This window comes from Larkinella soli (assembly GCF_003703975.1).
Classification (GTDB): domain Bacteria; phylum Bacteroidota; class Bacteroidia; order Cytophagales; family Spirosomataceae; genus Larkinella; species Larkinella soli.
In genome coordinates, this window is sequence record NZ_QTJY01000055.1 from 1 (window position 1) to 1,209 (window position 1,209).

Annotated in this window: 1 pseudogene; it reads left to right on the top strand. The window is 46.9% G+C overall.

The annotated features are described in order from the left end of the window. The first annotated feature begins 74 nt into the window (after nt 1-74). Nucleotides 75-1,169 (top strand): annotated as a pseudogene (locus DX909_RS29305) (IS3 family transposase). The last annotated feature ends 40 nt before the right edge of the window (nt 1,170-1,209 follow it).

Here is a 1,209-nt window from a genome sequence, read left to right on the forward strand (position 1 = left end):
TTGTAAGCTTCCCTAAAATGTGATCGGTTGGAAAATGGAGTCTTCCCATTATCTTTTATCAAAGGGGAAGAAAAATGAAAGCAAACCGATTCACAGAGGCCCAAATCGTGGCCATTCTCAAACAACAGAATACGGGTCAAACCGTTGTTCAGATTGCCCGCGAACATGGTATTAGTGAAGCCACGTTTTACAATTGGAGACAGAAATACGGCGGTATGGAAGCCTCCGAATTGAAGCGTCTAAAAGACCTCGAAGATGAGAACCGCCGTCTGAAGAAAATGTATGCCGAATTGAGTCTGGAGCATGAAGTTGTAAAAGATGCCCTCAAAAAAAAGTGGTAGGGCCTGCTCAACGTCGTCAGTTAGCGCAATGGATTGTCAAAGCCAAAGCCTTCAGCCAGCAACGAGCTTGTCGTCTGGCAGGATTAAGCCGTCGGATGTTGACCTACCAATCCAGGCGTCAATCGGACATCGAAATTGAGCAGGTCATTCAAACCACCGTACGACGTCATCCGGGATGGGGTTTCTGGAAGATTTATCATCGGCTACGCCGTGAAGGGCATCCTGACAATCATAAGCGACTTTGGCGTATTTATCGCCATTTAGGGTTCAATTTGCCCAGACGAAAGCGTAAACGATTACCTGATCGAGTACGACAGCCTTTACCAAAGGCAACCGCTGTGAATCAGGTCTGGTCATTGGATTTTATGTCAGATGCGTTGCGCGATGGACGCCGTTTCCGAACCGCACCGGCGGCCCGGCCTGAATGTGTTAGACGACTTTAATCGGCAGGCTTTGGGTGTCGAAATCGATTACTCATTACCCGCTAAACGGGTGATTCGTTTTCTTGAACAGCTAATGGAAAGTCATGGAAAGCCAGCTTGCCTACGCTGTGACAATGGACCCGAATTTATCAGTACTGCATTAACAGAGTGGTGTGAGATGAAAGAGATCCAGTTGCATTGGATTCAGCCCGGAAAACCAACTCAGAATGCCTTTATTGAGCGCTTCAACGGGACTTTTCGCCGAGAAGTCTTGAACGCTTATTTGTTTCGAAATTTAGCCCAAGTTCGAGAAGTGGTTGAAGGCTGGCTAGGGGATTACAATACAGAACGGCCTCATCAGGCGCTTGGTTTTATGACACCAATTGAGTTTAAACAAGCAGGATAGGCTCTATCCAAGAACTGATCACTTAGTAGGGTATAGCACA